Below are 23,095 nucleotides of genomic sequence, written 5' to 3'. Positions count from 1 at the left end.
CTAAGCACTCATAAGGTGTCTCCCATCGTTATGGGAGACATTTTTTTGTTTACAGGGATAATCTCTACCGCTGCTGCATACCAGAAGGCTTAATGTTTATCTGAAAATCCTCTCGAAGAGCTGTAACATCTGCTGCCAGGAGTCTTCATCGGCGGCTCTGTCGTAACCCATCGGCATGTCAAAACGCTCGCCAAAACTATCGGCTTGAGGATTGGTAAAACTGTGCTTGGCATCGGGATAAGTTGTCACTGTGTAGGTCACACCTGCAGCTTTCATCTCGCTCTCGAACTCCAGCACCTGCGCACGAGGAATAAAGGGGTCTTCTGCACCTGTGAAGACCATGATTTCGGCTTTGACCTGCCCTGACGCTACCGGCTCTTTGGCTGCAAGAGAGCCATGAAAAACGACAACGCCATCCAGATCGGCACCTGCTCTGGCCATATTCAGCGCGATACCACCACCCATGCAGTAACCGATAGCTGCCGTCATTTCGGAGTTCACACTCGGATGGCTCTTCAGGATATTCAATCCCGCTTCAAAGCGCTTCTTCATCTCGGGTAGATCACCCATCACTGCACGCATAAACACTTTTGCATCATCGGGATGATCGGCAATCTTGCCAGTGCCGTACATATCCAGTGCAAAGGCCGTATAGCCTAACGCCGCCAGCATCTCAGCCCGTTTGCGTGCATAAGCGTTATGGCCCCACCACTCATGTACCACGAGGATACCGGGTCGTTTATCGGTTTTAGCATCATCATAAGCCAGATAACCGGTAAATTCAGTGTCACCGACCTGATAAGTGATCTCTTTCGTCTGTACATCGGCGTGTGCAGTCAGACTCACCAACAACAGAAGCAGGGCTGGAAGCAGGAGCCTGACGATCTTATTCGACACTGTAGCGTACCCACAGGCTATGCGACTCGCCGGGCGAAAGCTGAACGACATCCTCATCAGCATTGGCACTTTCGACACAGACCATGCCCAGATAACCGTCATCAGAGCCGAAATCACCCATCTTCAAGGTTTTATCGATCCACGGATTCCAGACGATGGTTGAGTGACTGCCAAGTTTCTCAATACGGATTTCACGCTCCAGAACCGGATCCTCAATCACCACATCCTGCCCCCGGTCCAGATAGATACGATCCACCTCTGAACCAATAGTGATATCACCCGCCTGTTTTCTGCGAGCGGTCTCACCCACTTTGTCGATATAGTCGCAATCGGCCAGTCCGCGGATGGTGGTCTTACTCACATCACCAACGCAAAAATAGGTGTGCAGTGCATCGCCAACAGTGATCGTTTCATCACCCTGATTCACTGTGACCAGTGCCATTTCCAGCACAAAGCCAATGGTCATATGTATTTCAGCAGGTGCCTGATGCGGCCACTGCTCCCTGTTGATATTGGCAATGGCGAAACTGATCCGGGTGGAACCATCATCAAGGGCTTCTGTTCCGATCACATCCCAATCTACGGTGCGGGCAAAACCGTGGCCGCCAAAGCTGCTCTCTGTGGCATGTGCACCGAACCACGGCCAGCAGATCGGCACGCCGCCGCGAATCGATTTTCCGTGAGCGAGTTTGGCAACCGGGGACATCCAGATCACCGGCTGCTCTCCTTTCGGCGTCCATGTCATAAGATGTGCGCCCTGCACCGCGATACTTGCCGTGCAGTGGCTGTTATCGATATCGATCACGATAAAACCATCACCGGCATCGCGGAAGGCTAGCTGCCCCTTGATACCGAATTCATCATTCAGTGACACACCTTTTGCATTCATAACCCCTCCAGGATAAGCAAACAGACTGTGAAGCACTGCTTTCACTTTTGCAAGCTAAATCAGGAAAGGATATAGATATTTACAACTCAGAACTTCAGATAATGAGGGTGGTTAAGCAGTAGCCATAGCGGGATCAAACTGCCGGTTCAGGTAGGCGATAATATCATTGGACTCATACATCCAGATCACTTCATCACCCTTTTCGATGCGCAGACATGGCACCTTCATCTGACCACCCTGCTGCGCTAAAACCTTGCGATGTTCGCCGTCGCGAGGCTGCGCATCACGATACTCAACAGGGATATTCAAGCGATGAACAGCACGGCGTGTTTTGATGCAGAACGGGCAGGCAAAATATTGATAGAGCGACATGGTTGCTGCTTTTTCAGCCACCTCGGCCTGTAGCTCAGGAGTCCGTTTTATTTTTCGGGGTCGGGTTAAAAAACTGATAAAAGCCATCAAGCCACCCACACCTTCACGGAAAATCTTTAACAACACAGCTTTGATCATCAGAACACCCCTATCATTGAATAACGACGCTAACAATAACAGTGGTGAGACCCTGCATACCCCTTTATAAATTGGGGTCTGTTAACACTCAGAAAGCAGATGATGAATTTCATTCAGCATCCTGGCTGCATCCCTATAATCCACAGCTATAGGATGATAACACCCCTCTTTCTCTAATATCAGAGAGGGAAACCCATGCGCTCCAATGCTTCGACTCAAAGCAATCTCATGCAGCAACTGCTGCTCAGTTTCAGGGCTGTTCAAATCAGAGGCGAACTGCTTCTCATCCAGACCAATCGACCCGGCACAAGTTATAAGAACATCATCATCCGAGGGATTCCGAGCCTGCAGATAGTAGGCCTGCTGAATGGCCAGAAGCATGGCATCCTCTATTAAGGCATCCTGAGCTCTGACAGCGATCACAGCCCGACAGGCCGGATAGGTTGAACGCCTGGGTGTGCAGCGTTGCCAGAATTCAAAATTAAACTTCGTGCCGGGAACACGCTTCTGAATCGTGCGCCAGTGTTTCTCAATCTGCTGCTGAAGTTCAGGCTGCATAGGCAGCTTAGAATCCGGCGCCAAACCACCCAAGAGATAGGTTACATTTACTTGCTCTGGCAACTGCTCCTTCAAGGAGTGCCAGAGAGGACGAAATGCCCAGCACCAGCTGCACATCGGATCATGCACATAGTAGAGTCTTACCACTTAAACTTCGATCTCGCCTTGCAGATATTTTACCGCACCACCGGCGATGAACACGCGATCACCATCAAGTTCACACCTCACCTCACCACCGCGACTGGAGAGCTGTTTGGCATAAAGTTTTGAGCACCCCAAACGGACAGCCCAGTAGGGAGCCAGCTGCGTAAAAGAGGAGCCGGTGACCGGGTCTTCATCAATGCCGAGCTTGGGGGCAAAAAAGCGTGAAACAAAATCATAAGTGTCTGATGGCGCAGTGAGAATCACCCCTCGCCCATCAAGCTCTCTGAGCAGCTCAAGATTCGGATCAGCCAGAAGCAGATCCTCTTCCAGCTCAAAGACCACCAGATAATCCTCAGCTCTGAGGCACTCTACAGGTTCGATACCAAAGGCGTGTTGAATCTGGATGGGTGTCTCACAAGCTTCCGCGGGCTGGGCGGGAAAATCGAGCAGCAGCAGATCCCCCTCTCGGGTTACCGGCAACAAACCGGATCGCGAATCAAATACAATGGTATCCTGATCAAAACCGAGGCACTCAAACAGTACATAGGCTGCTGCCAGCGTAGCATGCCCACAAAGATCAACCTCAGTTGTCGGGGTAAACCAGCGAATATGAAACCCCTCCTCTGTTGCCACAAAAAAGGCGGTCTCCGAGAGATTGTTCTCCTCGGCGATCAGCTGCATCAAAGCATCGGGAAGCCACGCATCGAGCGGACAAACCGCGGCAGGATTTCCCTCAAATGGTTTTGAGGCGAATGCGTCTATTTGATAAATGGGTAGCTTCATCGTTTCCCCCGTTACGTTTCAATCATGTCGTCACTATGCCATCATTAACTGAACAGTGAACAGCCATTGCCTAAAGAAGGTTCTGATCCGTGTTAATTGGCGTCCATTCGCGGTTCGATTTTATTTTCTCGTCACGACGTGCAGTGTTGCCCCTATTAACAGGGGACTCGGGGTGGCAAAATGAATGATATTGAAGCAATTAAACATCTGGAAGCTTCTGGCCAATACAGGGTCATTGAACGGCTCAATGCACCCGAAGTTTACAATCAGGGGCAACCAACCACACCGCGCATTGGCATTGTTATTGATACCGAAGCAACCGGGCTGGATACCGCCAATGATGCCATCATCGAAGTGGGTTTTATCGCTTTTGAATATGATGCACACACAGGCCTGATCTATCGCATCCTGCACAGCTATGGCGGCTTTGAAGACCCGTTGGAACCTTTGCAGGATATCATCATTCAGATCACCGGCATTACCGATGAGATGATTAAAGGTGAAGAGCTCGATGATGACCAGATCAACCTCTGGCTGGAAAAAGCTGATCTGATTATCGCCCACAATTCAGCCTTTGACCGTCAGATGCTGGAGCGTCGTCTGCCACTCACTGCTGAAGCCAACTGGGCCTGTACCTTCAATGATATCGACTGGATGGATGAGGATATCGCCAGCCTTAAACTTGATTATATCGCCTACAAACTGGGTTACTTCTTTGATGGTCATCGGGCAGTCAATGATGCTCAGGCCACACTGCATCTGCTCAGCAAAAAACTTCCTGCATCAGGCGAGTTGGCTATGAGCGCACTGCTGGCAGGCGCACGCGAAAAGAGCCGCCGCTTTTTTGCTGTAGGTGCTCCGTTTGACCGCAAAGATGATCTTAAGGCACGCGGCTACCGCTGGCTGGCCCATGTTGCCTACAGTGACCACGGCAAGCAGAAAAAGGGTGTATGGAGCAAATCTGTGAGTCAGTCAGATATTGAGACTGAAGAGCAGTGGCTTGCCGATGTCGTGTATAGAGGCAAAACCCCAACATTCACATTTAACGACATTACGGCCAAAGATCGCTATTCCGTCAGGGAATTTAACATCTGATCATGCTACAGATTTCGGACGCGCTTTTCATTGCAGATAGCGAGATAGAAATCACCGCTATCCGTGCTCAGGGGGCTGGTGGACAGAACGTCAACAAGGTATCCAGCGCCATTCATCTGCGCTTTGATATCAACGCTTCATCACTTCCCGAGCGCTATAAAGAGAGGCTGCTACTGCTTAGAGATAAGCGCATCACAACTGACGGTGTGATCATCATCAAAGCCCAGCAGTTTCGCAGTCAGGAGCAGAACAGAGCCGATGCTTTATCCCGCCTGCAGGAGCTGATCAAAGCCGCGATGGTTGTACAGAAAAAGAGAAGACCTACGCGAAAATCTCATAATTCGGTCAAACGCCGATTAAACAACAAAAATGAACGTGGAAAGCTGAAGTCTCTGAGAAAAAAGGTAATCGAATAACAGAATGAATGAAAAGGTGTTGCGCGGCTTAAACGTGGGCCTTGTTATCGCCTTCCCTACTACCCCAAATCCACTCATCCAGCACCTTCACTCCAAAAGCAGCGGGCAGTGAGGTCAACCAGTCGAGCAGCTCGCTGCGCTGCGAAGGTGTAGTCCAGAGTTGCTGTTTTTTATGTTCCGGGTCGTAGCAGCGCACCACGGCTAATCCATCTTCGCCCTCAAGCAGCATCTGAAAGCGAAACGAGAGTTTAACCGGCAGTTCAATCTCAATAATCAGGGTCGGCTCATCCGTCACTTTTTACTGCCCGATCTATTCTTCTGCCGTTCAATCCTGATCCACTGCTCCACATTGGCCAGATGCCCTTCATGGGTGGCGGCAAACTTGTGTCCACCTGTACCATCAGCAACAAAGAAGAGATAATCGACATCCGCCGGTGCAGCAGCAGCCTTCAGTGAAGCGGCACCGGGATTACCGATAGGTGTCGGCGGCAGTCCCCGGCGTGTGTATGTGTTCCACGGCGTATCAGCTGAGAGATCCCGCTTGCGGATATCGCCTGAAAAGGCACCTGTTGTTTTCCAGATGCCATAAATAACGGTTGGATCCATCTGTAGTGGCATGCGTTTGGCCAGACGATTTCGAATCACCGCTGAAACCAGTGGACGTTCGTGATCCAGCATCGTCTCCTTTTCAATAATCGAAGCGGCAATACGCAACCGCTCCTGAACCGCCGGATCAGGGCTCAATGCATTCAGCACTGCCTGCTGCGCTTTGATCATCGAACTGAGCAACTCGGCCGGATTAAGCGGCTTGGTGTATTGATAGGTCTCCGGCAGAAGACGGCCATCAGGGCTCTCTGGCAGCAGCCTGTTCAGTTCAGTCTGCCACAGCTCCGCTTTGACACCGGTTTTACTCGCCAATAGCGCAATGATCTCATCATTACGCAACCCTTCAGGCACAGTCACCTGAAACCGCATCACATCACCACGTTCAAGGCGTTCAATGATCGTATTGATGCTGGCCGCCTCATCAAAGCGGTAGAGACCACTCTTCAACCCTGCCGACACCCCTTGCAGACGTGCTGCAATTCTGAAAACCAGCTTGGAACTGATAACACCCTGCTCCTGCAACAGGCGCCCGATTTTTATCGTTGAAGCCCCCTTAGGAATATCCAGTTCCACCGCTGTAGCCGGTTGCACTGCGACCGATGCCTGCCAGAAGAGCCAACCTGCCAGTCCAGCCAGTAACAGCAGACCGATCATTGATAATCCAATCAATTTTTTCATGAAGTGATTCCATCATCCTTTGGCGTGCCGGTTTCTCCGGCCAACACCTTCGTAAGCTCACTGAATGCGTGATGATCGCCATCATAGCGCTGAATATCTGTGATTTCTGCCACTCTGCGAACAAACTGACCGCTGTTGGTCAATGCCACGGCTTCACAGTCGTTAAGCCATGTAACCGGGCACTCCGCTTCCGCAACCACACCAGCTTCAATCAGAGCCCCTCGCACCACCCCCGGCAGCACGCCATCACCAGCAACAGGCGTCCACCATCTCCCTTTTCGATAGAGCAGCAGATTGGCCGTAGCAGCAGCGATCAGCAGACCATCCCGCTCAAACAGCAGATCAATATCCTTTGAGCCTTTCAAGGCACGCAGGGTTTCAGCATAATCTGAGCAGAACTTGGCCCGTTTCTGTTTTAGTGGAAATGGCCAGCGTTTCAAACGCAGGCTGACAGCTCCGCTATAACCGGTAAAAGCCATGGACTGAATATAGGCCGATGGGGATGCTGTTGTATTAATCAAGCCCCACCCCGCTTCGCCGCCAGTGACAGTAACCCGAACCAGAGCATCAGCCCCTGCCTCGGCCGCCGAATCAACGGCTGACTCATGCAGGCTCCGATAATCATCATCAGCAAGCTCAATTCCGAACTCTGAGAGCCCAATTGCCAGACGCTGCTGATGTGCAGGCCATGCAAAACAGTGACCATCGATCACCCGAAAGGTCTCAAAACAGGCCTCGGCATATGCCATCCCGCGCTCTATCTGATCTACTTTGACTATCTTCAAACTCGAATCCTTATTGCGTTCATGGTAGCAAGCCGCCCTATGAGCGATTTATACCTTGAGGCCATCGAACAAGCACGTGTCTATGACGTTGCCATTGAAACTCCGCTGGAGCTTGCACCGAAACTTTCATCACGTTTGAACAATGAAGTCCTCTTCAAACGCGAAGATCTGCAGCCGGTATTCTCTTTCAAGCTGCGCGGTGCTTACAACAAAATTGCCCACTTAACCGAGGCCGAGCGTGCCCGTGGTGTGATCTGCGCCTCTGCCGGCAACCATGCCCAGGGTGTCGCCCTCTCCAGCCATAAGCTTGGTATCAAAGCAATCATTGTTATGCCACGCACCACACCCGATATCAAAGTCAAAGCGGTCAGCCGCATGGGTGGTGAAGTGGTACTGTTTGGCGACAGCTACTCCGACGCCAGTGAACACGCATATAGACTCTGCGAAGAGAACGGCATGGTCTTTATTCACCCCTATGATGATCCACTGGTGATTGCCGGTCAGGGCACCATTGCTGAGGAGATGATGCGTCAGTATCCCGGTGATCTGGATGCTGTATTTATCCCCATCGGTGGTGGCGGCTTGGCTGCAGGCATGGCGATCTATCTGAAAACGCACTCTCCCAAAACCCGCATTATCGGCGTTGAACCGGTTGATTCGGCAGCCATGTATGATTCGATCAAAGCCGGTGAACGCGTCAGCCTCAAACAGGTCGGTATCTTTGCCGATGGTGTAGCGGTTAAAAAGGTCGGCAAATTGACCTTTGATCTGGTTCGCCAGTATGTTGATGAGATTATGCTCGTTGATACCGATGAGATATGCGCTGCGATCAAAGATATTTACGAGGAGAATCGCTCCATCGTTGAACCGGCCGGTGCACTCGGTGTAGCTGCATTGAAGAAATATGTGCGCAACACAGGTGCTCGTGGTCAGCTGCTGACTGCGATCAACAGTGGTGCAAACATGAATTTTGATCGTATGCGCCATGTCGCTGAACGTACCGAGATGGGTGAAGGACGTGAAGCGCTGTTTGCCGTCACCATCCCTGAAAAACCGGGGTCATTCCTTAACTTCTGCCAGATCATCGGTGACTACAACATCACCGAGTTCAACTATCGCCTCTCCAGCCGCAAAGAGGCGCATGTCTTTGCCGGCATCAGTGTCAGCGATAGCGCTAAGATTGCAGCTCTGGAGCATGCGATGCTCTCTGCAGGTCTGGCAACTTTGAACCTGCAGGATAATGAGCTTGCCAAACTGCATATCCGCCATCTGGTTGGTGGACGCTGCGATCTGGTGGAGAATGAGAGGCTCTACCGTTTTGAGTTTCCGGAACGCCCCGGTGCCCTGCTGGAGTTCCTCACTCGTGCGGCCGGACGCTGGAACATCTCACTGTTCCACTACCGCAACCATGCCGCAGCCTATGGCCGGGTACTGGTCGGCATTGAGGTGCCACCGCATGAGCACGATGCCTTTGAGAACTACCTTGATGAACTGGGTTACACCTACGTCAACGAGAGCGACAACCCGATCTACAACCTGTTTCTCTGAATCAAAAAAAGGAGCCAGATGGCTCCCTCTGTTTGAGCTGTTGCTGCTCTCTACCTTGCTGGCACGTTGCCATTGGGCTGCATTACATGGTGTTGCATCATGCTGTCCCGCTCGACATATGCGACATCGCCCCGCTGCTTAAGTGATTCCAGCAGCGCACTCAGGTGTCTTTCGCCCGCAATATTATTGACCTTGATCACGAAGGCACCACCGGACATCTCACGAACAACCTGAAAATCCACCATATATTGGCGACTTAACTGAGCGAGCTTCTTAGGGGCCTGATCAGTCGTCAGGGCATGGGTGAATTTGATAATAAGCTGCGCACTCATCTGAACAGGTTCCTGAACAGGCGGAGGCGTGTTTTTCACTGAAGGTGACGATGGCGCCGCCGCACATCCAATCAGAGAGAAGGCAGCCAGTATCGAAAGGATCGACATCCATGATGATTTTTTTCCACTGTGATCACTTTTCAACATAATCAGCCTCCAGATTCGTAACACTCACTGTTATGGCCTGTTATTAAACCAATAAATGATACTAAATCAACAGTGACTACAGCTGCAGGATATGCACCCATTTTCCACCATGTTTGATTTTAAGGCGTCGTTTTACTGGCAGGCCAAGCTCATTCTCACAGCCCTGATCCGGCACAATCACCACCATTCTCCAGCCATCGAAAGCGCTTTTAAACAGTTCTCCAAGCTGGCGGTAGATGCTTTTCACATCACCTTTAATACGATCCCCATAGGGCGGATTACAGATAATCAAACCCGGTGCAACGCCTGCCGGTGGCGACAGTTTCAGCACATCCTGAACCGCAAATTGAATGCGGCTGGCTGATGCAGCTTTTGCATTCTTTCTGGCCTGCTCGAGAATCTCCCTGTCCAGATCACTGGCAAGAATGTTCACTGTAACATCACGCTGCATCGCTTCAGCTTTGCCAAACACACGCAACCAGCGTTTCTCTTTAAAGCAGGGCCACTGTTTGAACGGGAAAACGTGATCCAGACCTGCAGCCCGATGCGTTGCCATCCACTCAGCCTCAACGGCAAAGGTGCCTGATCCGCACATCGGCAAGAGTAGTGTTTCACTCTCCTGCCAGTCACTCCAGTTTAATATCGCTGCAGCGATCGTCTCACGCAGAGGTGCTTTGCCGGAGTGGTGTCGATAACCACGCCGATCAAGTCGCTCGCCTGATGTATCGATACTGATAGAGCAGATATCATCATCCATCCGCACAAGAACTGCCTGATGCAGCATCTCAGAGCCCTTCAGAGCAGATTCAGGCAAGGCATGTTTATTCCTGATCGCATCGGTCACAGCCAGTTCAACACGGCCGGTATGCAGCAGCTTGGTGCCGTGACAGGAGGCGCGCACGTCAAGCTTAGTGGTCGCAGTAACATAACGCTCCCACTGGATCTTCTTGGCCTTGTTATACAGCTCAGGGAACGAATGGGTTCTGAACTCAGCCAGCCGGATCAGAATACGGGTAGCACAACGCAGACGCAGATTAACGCGAAACAGACCATCCATCGTTGTTTGAAAGCGGACACCGCCATCATCGATTTTAATTTCATCAACCGAGAGTAGTCCCAGCTCTTCAGCCACGATCTTTTCGAGGCCGGGCAGCGTTACAGCAAAACAATTCAACTTTTCCATGGCCAGAATCTATCAGTCAGACTGGAGCATGACATCGTTTAACTTTGCCACGCTTCACCACCTTTGCTAGATTGACCGCCTATCAACCCATGTCGATCGATTTATACAGTTTTTCCTTCACGGATGAAGGAAACCCACTTAAGGAAGCCCACATGTCTTTAGACCTTCAGCCCATCATGATCTCCGGTAAAGAAGTACTGCCTCTTATTGAGGGGGGCAAAGGCGTTGCCGTCTCGACCGGCTTAAGTTCCGGTGCATGGGCAGCAGCAGGTGGTGTTGGCACATTCTCAGCGGTAAATGCCGACAGGGTTGATGACAATGGCGAAATCATCCGCACCGTTTACCACGGTAGAAGCCGACTGGAGCGTTTTGATGAGCTTGTAGCACAAGGCATTGCAGGTGGCATCAAACAGGCCAAAATCGCCCATGAAGTTTCGGGGGGCAATGGCCGACTGCACATGAATGTACTCTGGGAGATGGGCGGTGCTGAACGCGTTCTCGAGGGTGTTATGGAGGGTGCTAAAGGTATGGTTCATGGCATCACCTGTGGTGCCGGCATGCCTTTCAAACTGGCTACACTGGCTGCCAAGTACAATGTTCACTACTACCCGATCATCTCCTCAGCGCGCGCATTCCGCGCCCTCTGGCTGCGCTCCTACCGTAAACTTCCCGACCTGTTGGGTGGTGTAGTATACGAAGATCCATGGCTGGCTGGTGGTCATAATGGCCTCTCCAACTCTGAGAGTCCGGACAAACCGGAAGATCCCTACCCGCGCGTTGCGGCCATCCGTAAAACCATGAATGAGTTCGGCCTGAACCATGTACCGATTGTTATGGCTGGTGGCGTATGGTGTCTGAATGAGTGGAGCAACTGGCTGAACAACCCGGAGATTGGCCCGATCACATTCCAGTTTGGTACGCGCCCTCTGCTCACCCAGGAGAGCCCGATCTCTGATGCGTGGAAAAAGCGCCTGCTCACACTCAGTGAGGGGGATATCAACCTCAACCGTTTCTCCCCTACCGGTTTCTACTCCTCTGCTGTTTACAACAGCTTCCTGCATGAGCTCTATGATCGTTCCGATCGTGAAACCGCATTCGTGGATCACCCTGCCGGAGATCACTCTGAGCTGTTCACCTTTGGCGTTCGCAATAAAGAGGTCTACCTGACCCGTCAGGATCTCAAACGTGCCAAGGGATATATTAACGAAGGTTTCAGTAAAGCGCTGGCTACACCTGACTCGACACTGGTTTTTGTAACACCGGAAAAAGCCAAAGAGATTCGTCAGGATCAGCTAGATTGCATGGGCTGCCTCTCGCAGTGCAAGTTCAGCAACTGGGCTGCCAATGAAAAAGGCACCACCGGCCACAAGGCTGATCCACGCAGCTTCTGCATCCAGAAAACGCTGCAGCAGATCGGTCACGGTGAGAACCCTGACCATAATTTGATGTTCGCAGGCCATGCCGCCTATCGCTTTGGTAGTGATCCGTTCTATGCCAATGGATTCGTCCCAACGGTTAAAGAGCTGGTAGATCGCATCTGCACCGGCAATTAATGCAGACTGGCCGGTTCAACGACAACTGCTTTGAAACCGGCATCTGCAGAGAGATATGAATATGTCTGATCCAGGTTCTATTCCACTATCTCTCGATACCGAACTTCGCCTGCACCCTCAACGCTTGAGCCTCGGTAAAACCGAGCTTTTGACCGATGCTATCACCCTCCCCTTCACAGATATCGAGGGGAAACTTAACGCCTACGCCATCAACAGTTCAGAGGCTGAACGCAGGCAGCTCACCGCCAATATGAAGAGCTACCTTGGTCGCCTCAATGCCAACCCCCTGATCCCCATCTCTTTTCGCCTGAAGGTACTCAATCGTTTTGAGCAGGAACTGAACCTCTTCGATGGTGAGATGACTGCGGCAGTTCTTAACGCACACAAAATCGCTATCGACATGGTGCAGTCAGAGGCTCGCAAAGAGAGTCGTTATTATGCGCCACTGGTTGAGATGGTTGGTAACAGCGTTGAACTGGCAGTCAAGATTCTGCAACTCACCCTTGAGCAGTACCGGGCAACGCCGGTGATCGCCACGCGCCAATTCTTTGAACTGGCCCGATTAGGCCTGGATGTTGCTGCCTCTCTGGATGAACAGCTCAAGCCCAAAGCCCAATTATTGATCACCGCCATATGCAGGCATGAACTGCTTCGAGCGATCGATTTTTTCAGTAAAACAGTTGAACAGCAGCATATGATTACAAGGGAGATGGAGTACCACATAAACAAGCTGCAAGCCCACTACTGCCCGCAACAGACACAACTTCCAGCATCTGCTGGTATTACCTGCCTGCTCACCAATATGAGTCGACCCAACGATCCTCCGAAATTCATGCAAGAGATTCACGGCTCACTCCCCTTTGATGCGCTCATCATTCCAGTCGATAGCCTGATCCAACGCCTGAACACAGCGGTCACACATATTGATTCACTGCATGAGAATCGGGATCAGCAGCGCAACGAGTTGCATACCGAGGAGGCGATGCTGACAACCCAAATTGGTGGCCATGCCATGCTCGATGCTTTAACCACCCATCCGCAACGCCAACAACGCAGCAACTGCCCCAACACCCATGTCATATTTGAATGGGCGAGTACGAAATCCTTTCTTGCTACAGTTCAAAATAGACCCCAACAATCCGATACAAACAGTTCAGATCTTCAGTGGCGTCTCATCGACAGTGAAACGTCAGGAATCTGTGTTGAACGGCTCAATAGCGATGAAAAGCTAACTGATGTAGTCGGTTCTTTGGTCGGCATCAGTTGGTTTCCCGATAGCGATCAACCAAAGATTGGTTTTGTGCGCTGGATAAAACTGAGCCGGAGTGGAGAGCAGAGGCTTGGCATTGAACTGTTCAGGATACCGGTAAAAGTAGTGCAGGCCAGCATTGAGAGTGGTAGTGAAGCGATGAATGCCAAACGCAGCTGGCCACTGCTTATCGCACCGGATCAAGGCTCACTTACGGCATGGTTCCCGGAAAACCGTGTCTATCGCAATATGGTCTTCGCCATCAGAAACGGCGATGAGAACATTCATTTCAAGATCCGCGAGATCATGGAGAGTGGCCCTAACTACTGCAAATGCACGATTGTCCGCGCCAGAACTTCAGGTAGTGAGAGTTAACTATAAGTGTGGGTTCTGTTAACGACGAACCTTACCACCCCTCATCGTCATCATCGTAGAAGTTGCCCGGTTCAATGCGCATAAATGCCTTGTTCACAGCCTCTTCCACCTCCTGCTCAACATAGGCTTCGCCCGGCAGGATGGTAATGCAACGCGCCTCTTCGCCACTGGCAAGGGTTCGCATACCCAACTCTTTCTGCTTAAAACCGTGGCCGAGCGAAAGCATCGTGCCATAAGGTGCAGTTACCGCAGTGGCATCCCCCACTTTGGCCATCTGTGAGGCCAGTGAAATCGGCTCACCAAGAATGGTCAGTGATTTACGACGTCCTACACCAAGATGGCCGATAATCACCTCACCAATGGCAAGTCCTACCCTGAACTCAACCGCACCGCCATCAGGGCGGTTAATCTCAAGCCGGTGACTGGCTTCAATGATGGCGATGGCAGCTTTAACTGCCTGATTCTCGTGATTTTTCAACTCGAATGGATGATTAAAGACTGCGATCATGGCATCACCAGAGACACTATCGATATGACCACCGAACTCATGAGCGATAAACTGAAATAGTGCAAAAGAGCGATTCAGCGTGGAGAGCGCCTCCTCCTGATCAACCCGTTTCAGATAACGGTTAAACGCGACCATATCAATAGAGAGAACGGTCACTTCGCGTGACTTTTCAGACTTCTGGGCATTTCTGTCGAACTCATCGGCAACGGCCTGCGGGCGCTGGTACTCGCCATACATATCATGAATCTTTTCACGACGCTCCAGACTGGAAACCATCTGATTAAAATGATGAAAGGTTTTGCCGAACTCATTCTGACTCTGTATCGGCACATGTACGGAAAAATCACCACCGCCGACCCGTTTGCTCGCTCTGGCCAGCATGCGCAGGTAATTCACAATGCGGCCAGTTCGCATATAGACCAGCAGTGCGGCCAGAAGCGCAATCACAGCGGCCACCATCGCCACCCTGAGCTTGATCTCCGCATCATAAACATCCCAGGCTTTGCCGGGCACATACATCGCAATTGAACCCATCTGGGCGGTATTGTATTTCACCCCCATCCCATACCACTTATCCAGACCACGAATCAATTTGGGTTGAGCATCAAGTTTTTCCAGTCCATTGATCTGATCTGGGATAAAACCATCACCGAATGTTTGTGAATCACCGGATGCCCAATGTAGATATATTGTTGCACCCGGAACCTGATGGATAAACATGCCTATCAGGGTTTCAACCTCGGTCTTACTGCCAGCCAACATCGGCATCTTCAACTCATCGGAAAGCAGTGAAATAAGCAGTTCAGCCTGCTCCTGCTCACTGGCCTTCCACGCCTTCTTCTCGATATCGGTAATACTTAACATCATGGTTACAGCCACCACCGCAACCATAACCAATGTCAGCAGACTCCAACCCCAACGCAATGACATAAACTTCCCCTTTCCTATCCACAGTGTAGAGAGACTATGGTTCATCAATCCCTTTTTACTAGCATTTTATCTGCCAAACAGAGCCGGCTCCCATATAAGAGTTTTTCTGACAACGACATTGGCCGCATTATTGCTTATTTACCTGTAGATTTTACTATTCAATATCTACAGACACTTTTGCCAAGGAGATCGTTATGGATCTATCTACTATTGCAGGAATTCTGGTCGGCATCGGCCTGATTGTGGTCTCGATCTTCCTCTCTGCGGTTGAGCCTAACGTTTACATCAATCTGCCCGGCCTGCTGGTCGTGATCGGAGGCACCCTTGCCGCCACACTTGTCAGTTTTCCGACACAGGAGCTTGGTAAAGTCTGGCGGGTATTAGGACATGTCTTCCGCAACACCCAGTACTCTGTTCGTGATGACATCTCTGAAATCGCCCATGCTGCACGCCTGCGCCGCCACGGTGATCTGGCCCGTATCGAGGATCAGCTTGAACGCATCGCCAATCCGTTTCTGAGAACCTCGATTCAGCTGGTGATCGATAACACCCCTGCCGATGAGATTGTCAATATTCTGCAGTGGCGCATCAAACGTTTAAGGGAGCAGGAGCGTGCTGAGGCGCAGATTTTCCATACTATGAGTGTTTACGCCCCCGCCTTCGGCATGTTCGGTACGCTGGTCGGCATGGTAAATATGCTCTACACCGTCAACGGCCCCGACCTTCTCAATGTCGGCCACAATATGGCTGTCGCCCTGATGACCACCCTTTACGGTCTTGTGCTCTCCAACCTTATTTTCAAACCGATTGCCATCAAACTTGAACGGCGTACAGAAAAACGGGCCATGATCATGCGTATGATTGTTGAGGGAACCATCATGCTGGCAGGTAACCGCAGTCCGGTGTTTATTCGTGAGACACTGAAATCCTTCTCCGCTCAGTACAGTGATGAGCTTAAAGGTAACAGCAGTGCCTTTAATGATGAGCTTCGAGCCCCGAGTAAACGGGGCACAAAGAGCAGCAGCGCTCAGGACGATGACTTCTAATGAACGCTAATCCAACAGGTAAAAAATCACCTTCAGGCTCTAAAATGGAGTCGATTCGCAGTAATATACTCAGCGATCCTGGCGATCAGTTCGATGATGATGGAGCGGATATCACCCATGACAGCTGGATGGTCGCCTATCTCGATCTGATGACACTGCTGCTGGCGCTGTTCATTATTTTAGGTTCCATGAGCCACGCCAAAGCAGGCATGAAAATGCAGGCCCCCTCCTCACCGCAGAAGACAGCCACTGAGGGCGCTCCGGTATCCGAGAGCGCCACCATTCAGAGGCAGGGCCAACGCCAGGGACAGGAGGAGAAGCTTTCTCAAATCCTTGGTAGCAACTCGCTTGGTGGTGTCATGGACTTTAAAATGTCACCGGGTCAGATCCGCCTGCAGATGGATGCCAGCCTGCTCTTTGCCGCAGGTCAGGCCCATGTTAATGAGGCGGCGAGAGTTCCACTGAAGAATCTCGCCAAAGTACTGCACAACTATACCGGCAAGGTTGAGGTGGCAGGCCATACCGATAATATCCCGATGCGCAGTGGTCGCTACAAATCCAACTGGGAGCTCTCCTCTGCACGTGCCTCATCGGTAGTTGAAACCCTGATCTCACTCGGCATTCCTCCGGAGCGATTGCATGCAACCGGTTACGCCGATACGCGGCCGCTGGTCTCCAATGCCACCGAGCAAGGCAGAACCATTAACCGCCGTGTTGAGTTTGTGGTTGAGATGGGACCTGAATTCCTCAGAGTCCGTTAACAGGTTAACAGATAAGAAACAGAGTCAGGGGCTGTGAAAAGATAAGCTTTTCCGCCCCTGCTCTATCTATTGGCCACTGCCATGGGACTTAGATTAACTCTCCAACACTTCGCGAATCATCTGACTGAGCTTACTCATCGCAAATGGCTTACTGATCACCCTCTCTTTGAGCTCCTGGTTCATGCCGCCAAGCGTGCTGGCTTTGTCGTAACCAGTGGCAAACATCGCTTTTACTTCCGGATTGAAATCCTTGATCGCCTGTAGCGCTTCTACACCACCAAGTTTCGGCATCACCACATCGAGAATAATCAGATCAATTTCACTCATATGTGTTTTATACACTTCGATCGCTGACTCACCATCTTCAGCCGTCAAAACCTGATAGCCCAACCCTTCAAGCACATCACGCCCTGTCTCCAGCACCGTCTGATTATCATCCACCAGCAAAATGGTTTCACCCTGCCCTGAAACCACCTGATCCATATCGACATCACCGGTTAGTAACGCATCTGACTCTATCAATGGCAGGTAGATCTGCATGGTCGTGCCCGATGTTTCACCCTGAGCTGATTGCACATCAATCACACCGCCATGTGTTTTGACTGCACCATAGACCATCGCCAAGCCCAGCCCCGTGCCTTTACCCAGCTCTTTGGTGGTAAAAAATGGCTCAAAGATATGTTGGATATTCTCTTCGCTCATACCACAACCGTTATCTCTCACCTCAATACAGGCATATTCACCCTCTCTCAAACCCTCATGCATTGCGATAAACTGCTTATCAGCATGGAATCGATGCAAGGAGATAGCGATGCAAGGCTCACTACAATCATCCACAGCATCATGAGCATTGTTAATCAGATTCATCAACACCTGCTGCAGCTGGGTGATATCACCATTGATCTTCATATCGGGATCATTCACATTCAGCTTGAATGCAATGTTTTCCGGCAACGAGATTTCACTGAGTTTAACCGTCTCTTTCAGAAATGATGCGATCGAGAGCGGATGCATCTGCACAACACCTTTACGCGAAAAGGCCAACAGCTGCTGAATCGTTGCTGCAGCACCAAAAGCGAGTTTCTCCACATTCTCAAGGCGCTGACCAATCTCCGGGATATCTTTGGCCGCCTTTTTGGCCAGATAGAGGTTACCTGTGATGCCAGCCAGATTGTTATTAAAATCATGGGCAATGCCACCGACCAGCGTACCGATCGCCTCCATCTTCTGGGATTGATGAAACTGCGCCTCCAGCGCCTCCATCTCCTCAAGGCTCTGCTGCAAGGCAATATAGTTAGTGGTCTCTCCCTGTTGGTTTTTAATCGGAGAGATCGTCAGCATCGCAGGATAGAAGTCACCGCTCTTCTTCCTGTTCACCACTTTGCCATGCCAGACCTTTCCGTCAGCCAATCTATCCCACATCGATTTATAGTAGGCCTCACTCTGGTTGCCGCTTTTGAGTAGATTCGGCTTCTGCCCCAACGCCTCATTTTCAGTATATCCAGTCATCTCACTGAATGCCGGATTAATATATTCAATAGTGCCTTGCAGATCGGTAATCATGATCGCTTCACCCGACTGCTCAACAGCCAGAGAGAGCTTACGAATATTGGCTTCAGATTCGATGCGTTCAGTCATATCCACCAGTGTTGCAAGCAAATCTTCACCAAGGAACACACCTGAAATCTCTACTGTTTTCACGTCACCACTTTTACATCTTACCCGGTACTCGATCGGCTCAATATCGTGCTGGTTCTCAATAGCCCGCTGGCACGCCTCACCCCAAGTTTCAAGCACCCACTCTCGGTAACTCTCATCCGGATAGGCCAGTGGCCACCACTGTTCGATTGTCGGCATATCTTCCAGAGTGTAGCCGAAAGTCGAGGTAAAACGGCTGTTCATAAATTCAACATCGCCACTTTTGGCAACATAGCAGAGAGGAACCGGAACCTGCTGCGCAAGCCCTTTGAAACGCGTTTCACTCTCGCGCAAAATATTCTCAGCCTGCTTGCGCTCACTGACATCACGTGCAAAAGCAAGGATATAGCGTTCACCATCGAGCTCATTCAGTGAAATGCGCACTTCAACAGGAAAGGTTGAGCCATCCTTGCGTAGATGATCCCCCTCCAGGGATTTCATCTCTCCAATCTGCATTGAGCTAAACAGAGCTGAGAGTTGATCCAGTGAAAATGAGGTCTCCATATCCGCTAACGACATTGTGAGCAGTTCATCACGCCTATAGCCAAGGCTGGAGCAGGCCATCTGATTCACATCTTTGAAATAGCCATTCATATCAATCATGAAAAAGGCATCGGCAGCATTGTCTATCGAAGCGCGATAGCGGCGTTCACTCTCACGCACTGAATCAAGCGCCTGATTCCTCTCCGCTTCGCGCTGCTGGATACTCCCTTTCATACGATCAATACTTGCCGCCAGCCTGCCCATCTCATCTCTTTGATGCAGTTGAATACTTTGTGAGTAATCACCATCTGCAATGGCCTCTGTCTGTTTTAACAGTTGTTGCAGTGCACGCACAATCACGCGATCAATCAATGTAATCAGGGTAATCACGATTAGTAGCGCAACAAGCAGAAGCACCTTCGCTTCATCAATCAGGCGCGTTTGAATCTCTTCACTCATAAATCTGGTGGTGATATAGACTTTCACACTGCCTATCGCACTGCCATCTCTCATAATCTCTCTTGAGGCAGTGATATAATCCCTGTCAAATTGATTAACTGAAGGGGTGCTCTGCCATCTATTATCGCGCTCCCTGCCCTCAAACAGTTCACCATCAGCATAGACAATCACGGCGAATAGCTGTTTATCCTGCATATCACTCTCGATAATACTGGCAACCCACTGTTTATCGATCTCCCACACCGGCAGAACCATACTCTCGGCCAGTCGCACGGCAGTCCGGTCAGCCAGTTCATGCAGTTCAGCTGTCGCCGCCTGCTTCATCTCAGTAAACTCATAAGCCTCATAGGCAACAAACCCAGCACTTACGATAAGAATTACAGCCAGAATAATTTTACTTTTAATGCTGCTGATCAGCTGGTTCACTGGGAGACCTCCTGATAGATATATCCGAAACGGTCCAGCTGTTGCTCATAATCTGCAGGAATTTGCTCACCATAATATTTTTGCAGGATTGCTCTGTATTCACCACTCTCTCTGATCTTGCGCAACCCCTCTCTGTAGCGTGCAGCCAGAGCTGCTGCCTGTGGTTGATTAACAGCCATATTCAGGGCGATTGGTGATGCTGACTGGGGCATACGCGTCACACCAAAATTCTCGACCTCTTCGGGAAAAAGCTCTTGGATGAACGCCCGGCCAACCAGATCGACCTCAATCACCACATCCAGTCGCCCTTTGTGCAGCTTCCTGAACAGCGAGGCATGAGCGTAACTCTCTTCAAAAACAATGCCTGCGCGCTTAAAGGCACTCCTGTTAACAAGGGTTCCACTTAACAGACCAACCCTGTGGTCTTTCAGGCTTTCAACAGAGACAATCTCATGTGCATGGCCATGTTTAGGGCGATAGTAGAACAACGAGACATGATAAACCGCCAGCGGAACCACGGCTGAAAAATCCTGATTATTCATAAAAAACATGGGATTACCAAGATCATTGTTACTGTCATTTTCAATCATTCGTTTTAAAGGTTTATAGATTATCTGTGACTCGATACCTGCAGCAGCAGATGCAGCATGAATAATCTCACCCACCATGCCATCTTTTGCCAGCGATGGGGACAAGAATGGTCTGCTCTCATTGGCATCCAGCTTTACAACCTCACCTGCTACCACACTACTGCACAACAGCAAACTGCCTACAATCACAGTGATCACAGATCGAACCATCGCTCTGGATATCAATGAAATTAAGATATAAACCTCCAGCAACTGATCTACTTGATCATTTCTAACCGCTTCAGAAACAGGCCACCTAACTCCCCATCACCGAAATGCTTACTGGTGATTCTAGCTAGTGTGCCATCTTTTTCCATCGCAATAAGTGCTGCCCTGAATTTTTCAGCCGCCTGTTCACCAAGTGAATGCTGGCGATTAAAAACCATATAGAACACATCGGGCTCAGCTTCCTCAGGCATCGCTATGACATTCTGCTTCTCATTCTTCATATAACGCTCAAGCAGCCACTCCACCGAGCGGGGTGGCGCACAGATAAAATCAACCTCACCACGCTGCAGCTTCTTCAGCAATGTGACGGTTCTACCATACACAACCTCGGCTCCGGCCTTGCTATAGCGCTCTGTCTCTTCACCTTGATGCGCACCATAACGCAGCCCCTTCAGATCAGTAGCATTTGCGACATTTAATCCCTGAGGATGACTTGGCTTATAGTAGAAATAGCGCTCTGTGAGCGACACAACCGGCACAAAGATCAACTGCTCACGCTGCGCTTTGGTGAAATCAAAATGCCAGCCAGCTACTGCCATCACCTTCTCCTGCAACAGGTAATAGTAGACCATGCGCTCAACCGGGTGGGTGGTGACTACGGCATCAATCTCAGAGCGTCTCATCGCTGTTGTGATAATTTCAGAGACCACACCGCCATCCACCACCTCAGAGGAGACAAAGGGCGGAAAATCGACAGCATGAATCTGATTGTGGTGTGGCGAGAAGAGTGAGGTAGTAACGCGTGGTCCGGTTGCCAGTGCCTGATTCGGCACCATCATCCCAAGAGCTACGGCTGCAAATATAATTTTGGCAAATAACTGCATCATCAATCTCCTATTCTCTTAATCTGCAATGGCCGATGCCGACTGCACCAGCACCTTATCCCACAACTCAAAGTGGTGGCCAAATGGGTTGGTTTGACTCATAAAGATGGTGATCTTCTCCTCTTTCGGATCAACACTGAAACGGGTGGAGTAGATGCCCGCCCACTCAAAGGTGCCGACATCACCACTATCTACAGCATGCTCACGATCAGCCTGAATGGCAAAGCCCAAACCGAACTTCCAGCCTTTGCTGTGCAGGAACTCGGCATCGTGTTTGCCAATATGGTTGGTCGCAGCCATCAACTCAACGGTTTTTCTACTCAGCAGACGTGCACCGTCTAGCTCACCACCGTTGAGGAACATCTGGGCAAAGCGGAAGTAGTCGTAAACGGTGGAGAGCACATTGGCTCCTCCTGCCAGATACTTGCCCGATAGTGCTTCGGCATCGGATGGATTAAGGCAGAGATCACCCGCGATAATCGGCTTGTCATCAGCACGCACTAGCGAGCCTTTCCAGTCACTTTTCCAAACCGCTGCCAGACGCGGCAGCTTCTCTTCTGGGATATAGAAGTGGCTATCCTTCATCTTCAGTGGTCTGAAGATGCGCTGCTCTACAAAAGCATCGAACTTCTGACCTGAAACCACTTCCACCAGATAGCCGAGCACATCCGAGTTCAGACCATAATCCCACACCTCACCGGGATGCGCATAGAGCGGCAACCGCGCCAGCCTTTTGACCGTATCACCGATCTCTTCATCCGGCCTGCAGAAACCATCGGTGATACCTGCCTCTTTATAAAGATCAGTCACCATCGTGCGAGTCGAATTGGGATAAACATCATTTAAAAACAGATAGAGAATACCGGAGGTATGGGCCAGCAGATCGCGGATTTGCACATCACGTTTTACTGGCTCCAGGCGATAAGGAAAAGCGGAGCCTGGCGGATTGGCTACCAGCACCTTCTGGTTGCGAAATTCAGGAATATATTTTCCTACAGGATCAGAGAGCAGCAGTTTACCCTCTTCATAGAGCATCATGATCGCTGTGCTGGTGATCGGTTTGGTCATTGAAACAATGCGGAATATCGTATCCTTCTGCATCGGTTTATCGACATCGGCCAGCCCGCTCTCCCTGAAATAGGCGATCTTGCCCTTGCGCGCCACCATCACCACCGCACCGGCGATCTTCTTCTCCTCGACATAGCGATCGATCAGCCGATCCATATTTTTCAGGCGCTCAGATGAGAGCCCCACCTTCTCAGGTTTGACCACTTTATAATCTGCGGCACCTGCGGGAGAAGCAGCAACAGAGAGACCAGTTAAAAGTAGTGCAAACAGCATTTTTTTCATGGCAC

Annotated in this window: 22 protein-coding genes; 7 read left to right on the top strand and 15 right to left on the bottom strand. The window is 50.6% G+C overall.

Translation table 11 applies throughout. The features are described from left to right. Nucleotides 1-96 precede the first annotated feature (96 nt). The 5 genes from F3F96_RS11420 to F3F96_RS11400 form a co-directional block, all read right to left on the bottom strand. Entirely contained in the window at nucleotides 97-897 is an 801-nt protein-coding gene (locus F3F96_RS11420) for a dienelactone hydrolase family protein (RefSeq protein ID WP_206675338.1), read from the bottom strand. Beyond that, entirely contained in the window at nucleotides 887-1,786 is a 900-nt protein-coding gene (locus F3F96_RS11415) for a D-hexose-6-phosphate mutarotase (RefSeq protein WP_176963401.1), read from the bottom strand. Before F3F96_RS11415 ends, F3F96_RS11420 begins: the two co-directional genes overlap by 11 nt. A 111-nt stretch (nucleotides 1,787-1,897) precedes the next feature. Beyond that, nucleotides 1,898-2,284 (bottom strand): glutathione S-transferase N-terminal domain-containing protein, encoded by a 387-nt coding sequence (locus tag F3F96_RS11410; protein WP_176963432.1) that lies wholly within the window; start codon nucleotides 2,282-2,284, stop codon nucleotides 1,898-1,900. A 93-nt stretch (nucleotides 2,285-2,377) separates the two neighbouring features. Then, nucleotides 2,378-2,971 (bottom strand): DsbA family protein, encoded by a 594-nt coding sequence (locus F3F96_RS11405; RefSeq protein WP_176963431.1) that lies wholly within the window; start codon nucleotides 2,969-2,971, stop codon nucleotides 2,378-2,380. A gap of 30 nt (nucleotides 2,972-3,001) precedes the next feature. Then, nucleotides 3,002-3,781, bottom strand: coding sequence for a PhzF family phenazine biosynthesis protein (locus F3F96_RS11400; RefSeq protein WP_176963400.1), 780 nt, complete (start codon nucleotides 3,779-3,781; stop codon nucleotides 3,002-3,004). A 180-nt stretch (nucleotides 3,782-3,961) separates the two neighbouring features. Here F3F96_RS11400 and F3F96_RS11395 point away from each other — a divergent pair, with 180 nt between their 5' ends. Continuing rightward, nucleotides 3,962-4,876, top strand: coding sequence for a 3'-5' exonuclease (locus F3F96_RS11395; RefSeq protein ID WP_176963399.1), 915 nt, complete (start codon nucleotides 3,962-3,964; stop codon nucleotides 4,874-4,876). Nucleotides 4,877-4,878: 2 nt separating this feature from the next. Continuing rightward, nucleotides 4,879-5,292 (top strand): alternative ribosome rescue aminoacyl-tRNA hydrolase ArfB, encoded by a 414-nt coding sequence (gene arfB, locus F3F96_RS11390; protein ID WP_176963398.1) that lies wholly within the window; start codon nucleotides 4,879-4,881, stop codon nucleotides 5,290-5,292. Nucleotides 5,293-5,320: 28 nt separating this feature from the next. Here arfB and F3F96_RS11385 read toward each other — a convergent pair whose 3' ends face one another. Genes F3F96_RS11385 through F3F96_RS11375 form a run of 3 tightly spaced genes read right to left on the bottom strand, consistent with a single transcriptional unit; the run spans nucleotide 5,321 to nucleotide 7,361 of the window. After that, nucleotides 5,321-5,587 carry a DUF4911 domain-containing protein gene (locus tag F3F96_RS11385; protein WP_370465544.1) on the bottom strand — a complete coding sequence of 89 codons (267 nt, stop codon included), beginning with the start codon at nucleotides 5,585-5,587 and terminating at the stop codon, nucleotides 5,321-5,323. After that, nucleotides 5,584-6,576: an endolytic transglycosylase MltG gene (mltG, locus tag F3F96_RS11380; protein ID WP_241697807.1), complete on the bottom strand. Its 993-nt coding sequence runs from the start codon at nucleotides 6,574-6,576 to the stop codon at nucleotides 5,584-5,586. Before mltG ends, F3F96_RS11385 begins: the two co-directional genes overlap by 4 nt. After that, complete coding sequence (locus F3F96_RS11375) at nucleotides 6,573-7,361, bottom strand: aminotransferase class IV (protein WP_176963397.1); 789 nt, start codon at nucleotides 7,359-7,361, stop codon at nucleotides 6,573-6,575. The genes mltG and F3F96_RS11375 overlap by 4 nt, the downstream gene beginning before the upstream one ends. A 39-nt stretch (nucleotides 7,362-7,400) precedes the next feature. On the opposite strand from F3F96_RS11375, the gene ilvA reads away from it, so the two are divergent. After that, nucleotides 7,401-8,909, top strand: coding sequence for a threonine ammonia-lyase, biosynthetic (gene ilvA, locus F3F96_RS11370; protein ID WP_176963396.1), 1,509 nt, complete (start codon nucleotides 7,401-7,403; stop codon nucleotides 8,907-8,909). Between the two features lie 50 nt (nucleotides 8,910-8,959). Here ilvA and F3F96_RS11365 read toward each other — a convergent pair whose 3' ends face one another. Both F3F96_RS11365 and F3F96_RS11360 read right to left on the bottom strand, forming a co-directional pair. Next, complete coding sequence (locus F3F96_RS11365; protein ID WP_176963395.1) at nucleotides 8,960-9,388, bottom strand: hypothetical protein; 429 nt, start codon at nucleotides 9,386-9,388, stop codon at nucleotides 8,960-8,962. Nucleotides 9,389-9,464: 76 nt separating this feature from the next. Then, nucleotides 9,465-10,571 carry a class I SAM-dependent RNA methyltransferase gene (locus tag F3F96_RS11360; RefSeq protein WP_176963394.1) on the bottom strand — a complete coding sequence of 369 codons (1,107 nt, stop codon included), beginning with the start codon at nucleotides 10,569-10,571 and terminating at the stop codon, nucleotides 9,465-9,467. Nucleotides 10,572-10,723: 152 nt separating this feature from the next. On the opposite strand from F3F96_RS11360, the gene F3F96_RS11355 reads away from it, so the two are divergent. Together F3F96_RS11355 and F3F96_RS11350 are read left to right on the top strand one after the other, a co-directional pair. Next, the gene (locus tag F3F96_RS11355; RefSeq protein WP_176963393.1) at nucleotides 10,724-12,124 is read left to right on the top strand and encodes a nitronate monooxygenase family protein; all 1,401 of its coding nucleotides are present in this window, start codon (nucleotides 10,724-10,726) and stop codon (nucleotides 12,122-12,124) included. Between the two features lie 61 nt (nucleotides 12,125-12,185). After that, nucleotides 12,186-13,748 (top strand): hypothetical protein, encoded by a 1,563-nt coding sequence (locus tag F3F96_RS11350; RefSeq protein ID WP_176963392.1) that lies wholly within the window; start codon nucleotides 12,186-12,188, stop codon nucleotides 13,746-13,748. A 31-nt stretch (nucleotides 13,749-13,779) separates the two neighbouring features. Here F3F96_RS11350 and F3F96_RS11345 read toward each other — a convergent pair whose 3' ends face one another. Continuing rightward, complete coding sequence (locus F3F96_RS11345; RefSeq protein ID WP_241697806.1) at nucleotides 13,780-15,186, bottom strand: adenylate/guanylate cyclase domain-containing protein; 1,407 nt, start codon at nucleotides 15,184-15,186, stop codon at nucleotides 13,780-13,782. A gap of 194 nt (nucleotides 15,187-15,380) precedes the next feature. Here F3F96_RS11345 and F3F96_RS11340 point away from each other — a divergent pair, with 194 nt between their 5' ends. Both F3F96_RS11340 and F3F96_RS11335 read left to right on the top strand, forming a co-directional pair. Then, a complete protein-coding gene (locus tag F3F96_RS11340) occupies nucleotides 15,381-16,232 on the top strand; it encodes a motility protein A (RefSeq protein ID WP_176963391.1) in 852 nt (283 codons plus the stop codon). Next, a complete protein-coding gene (locus F3F96_RS11335) occupies nucleotides 16,232-16,993 on the top strand; it encodes an OmpA family protein (RefSeq protein ID WP_176963390.1) in 762 nt (253 codons plus the stop codon). Before F3F96_RS11340 ends, F3F96_RS11335 begins: the two co-directional genes overlap by 1 nt. A gap of 93 nt (nucleotides 16,994-17,086) precedes the next feature. On the opposite strand, the gene F3F96_RS11330 is transcribed toward F3F96_RS11335, so the two are convergent. Genes F3F96_RS11330 through F3F96_RS11315 form a run of 4 tightly spaced genes read right to left on the bottom strand, consistent with a single transcriptional unit; the run spans nucleotide 17,087 to nucleotide 23,090 of the window. After that, nucleotides 17,087-20,059 (bottom strand): PAS domain S-box protein, encoded by a 2,973-nt coding sequence (locus tag F3F96_RS11330; RefSeq protein WP_176963389.1) that lies wholly within the window; start codon nucleotides 20,057-20,059, stop codon nucleotides 17,087-17,089. Then, nucleotides 20,056-20,859, bottom strand: a complete 804-nt coding sequence (locus F3F96_RS11325) for an ABC transporter substrate-binding protein (RefSeq protein ID WP_176963388.1) — start codon at nucleotides 20,857-20,859, stop codon at nucleotides 20,056-20,058. Before F3F96_RS11325 ends, F3F96_RS11330 begins: the two co-directional genes overlap by 4 nt. A gap of 47 nt (nucleotides 20,860-20,906) precedes the next feature. After that, nucleotides 20,907-21,743 carry an ABC transporter substrate-binding protein gene (locus F3F96_RS11320; RefSeq protein WP_176963387.1) on the bottom strand — a complete coding sequence of 279 codons (837 nt, stop codon included), beginning with the start codon at nucleotides 21,741-21,743 and terminating at the stop codon, nucleotides 20,907-20,909. A gap of 15 nt (nucleotides 21,744-21,758) precedes the next feature. After that, nucleotides 21,759-23,090: a serine hydrolase gene (locus F3F96_RS11315; RefSeq protein WP_206675335.1), complete on the bottom strand. Its 1,332-nt coding sequence runs from the start codon at nucleotides 23,088-23,090 to the stop codon at nucleotides 21,759-21,761. Nucleotides 23,091-23,095 lie beyond the last annotated feature (5 nt).

The sequence above is a fragment of the Mariprofundus sp. NF genome, from assembly GCF_013387455.1.
In the GTDB taxonomy this organism is placed as follows: domain Bacteria; phylum Pseudomonadota; class Zetaproteobacteria; order Mariprofundales; family Mariprofundaceae; genus Mariprofundus.
The sequence above is the reverse complement of the archived record's forward strand: the minus strand, read 5'-3'. Positions and strand labels throughout refer to the sequence as shown.

What these genes read in the sequence shown, in the direction of transcription:
- F3F96_RS11415 (WP_176963401.1), bottom strand. Translation starts at nt 1,786, where the DNA reads ATGAATGCAAAAGGTGTGTCACTGAATGATGAATTCGGTATCAAGGGG.
- F3F96_RS11405 (WP_176963431.1), bottom strand. Translation starts at nt 2,971, where the DNA reads ATGTGCAGCTGGTGCTGGGCATTTCGTCCTCTCTGGCACTCCTTGAAG.
- F3F96_RS11400 (WP_176963400.1), bottom strand. Translation starts at nt 3,781, where the DNA reads ATGAAGCTACCCATTTATCAAATAGACGCATTCGCCTCAAAACCATTT.
- F3F96_RS11395 (WP_176963399.1), top strand. Translation starts at nt 3,962, where the DNA reads ATGAATGATATTGAAGCAATTAAACATCTGGAAGCTTCTGGCCAATAC.
- arfB (WP_176963398.1), top strand. Translation starts at nt 4,879, where the DNA reads ATGCTACAGATTTCGGACGCGCTTTTCATTGCAGATAGCGAGATAGAA.
- mltG (WP_241697807.1), bottom strand. Translation starts at nt 6,576, where the DNA reads ATGAAAAAATTGATTGGATTATCAATGATCGGTCTGCTGTTACTGGCT.
- ilvA (WP_176963396.1), top strand. Translation starts at nt 7,401, where the DNA reads ATGAGCGATTTATACCTTGAGGCCATCGAACAAGCACGTGTCTATGAC.
- F3F96_RS11365 (WP_176963395.1), bottom strand. Translation starts at nt 9,388, where the DNA reads ATGTTGAAAAGTGATCACAGTGGAAAAAAATCATCATGGATGTCGATC.
- F3F96_RS11360 (WP_176963394.1), bottom strand. Translation starts at nt 10,571, where the DNA reads ATGGAAAAGTTGAATTGTTTTGCTGTAACGCTGCCCGGCCTCGAAAAG.
- F3F96_RS11355 (WP_176963393.1), top strand. Translation starts at nt 10,724, where the DNA reads ATGTCTTTAGACCTTCAGCCCATCATGATCTCCGGTAAAGAAGTACTG.
- F3F96_RS11350 (WP_176963392.1), top strand. Translation starts at nt 12,186, where the DNA reads ATGTCTGATCCAGGTTCTATTCCACTATCTCTCGATACCGAACTTCGC.
- F3F96_RS11345 (WP_241697806.1), bottom strand. Translation starts at nt 15,186, where the DNA reads ATGTCATTGCGTTGGGGTTGGAGTCTGCTGACATTGGTTATGGTTGCG.
- F3F96_RS11340 (WP_176963391.1), top strand. Translation starts at nt 15,381, where the DNA reads ATGGATCTATCTACTATTGCAGGAATTCTGGTCGGCATCGGCCTGATT.
- F3F96_RS11335 (WP_176963390.1), top strand. Translation starts at nt 16,232, where the DNA reads ATGAACGCTAATCCAACAGGTAAAAAATCACCTTCAGGCTCTAAAATG.
- F3F96_RS11325 (WP_176963388.1), bottom strand. Translation starts at nt 20,859, where the DNA reads ATGGTTCGATCTGTGATCACTGTGATTGTAGGCAGTTTGCTGTTGTGC.
- F3F96_RS11320 (WP_176963387.1), bottom strand. Translation starts at nt 21,743, where the DNA reads ATGATGCAGTTATTTGCCAAAATTATATTTGCAGCCGTAGCTCTTGGG.
- F3F96_RS11315 (WP_206675335.1), bottom strand. Translation starts at nt 23,090, where the DNA reads ATGAAAAAAATGCTGTTTGCACTACTTTTAACTGGTCTCTCTGTTGCT.